The sequence below is a fragment of the Pseudomonas sp. Pse1 genome, assembly GCF_024519635.1.
GTDB lineage: Bacteria > Pseudomonadota > Gammaproteobacteria > Pseudomonadales > Pseudomonadaceae > Aquipseudomonas.
Genome location: NZ_JALJRO010000117.1, coordinates 1 through 312, shown reverse-complemented (window position 1 = coordinate 312; position 312 = coordinate 1). Strand labels below are relative to the sequence as shown.

Sequence of the window (312 nt, the reverse complement as noted above, 5' to 3'; positions counted from 1 at the left end):
GATGAAAAGGAATTGATAGACGGTAGGGAAAAGAAAAAGGGGGAGAAAAGAAAGGAGAAGGGGGGGAAGAAAAGAGAGGAAAGAAGGAGAAAAAGGAGAGGAAAGGGAAGAGGAAAAGGAAGAAAAGGGAGGGAGGAGAGAGGGGGGGAAAGAAGGAAAGGAAGGAAGAAGAGGAGAAAGAAAAAAAGGGAAGGAGGAGGAAGAAGGAAAAGAAAGAAAAGGAAGGGAGGAAAAAGAAGAGGAGAAAAAGAAAGGAAAAGGGAAAGAGGGAGAAAGAAAGAAAAGGCTATCGCTGCGGGGTAAGTCTCGGAG

Annotated in this window: 1 protein-coding gene; it reads left to right on the top strand. The window is 44.9% G+C overall.

What is annotated here, in order from left to right; genetic code table 11:
* Positions 1–303 (top strand): hypothetical protein (locus NR126_RS29225; RefSeq protein ID WP_256832523.1); only part of this gene is annotated, 303 nt, incomplete at its 5' end.
* Positions 304–312 lie beyond the last annotated feature (9 nt).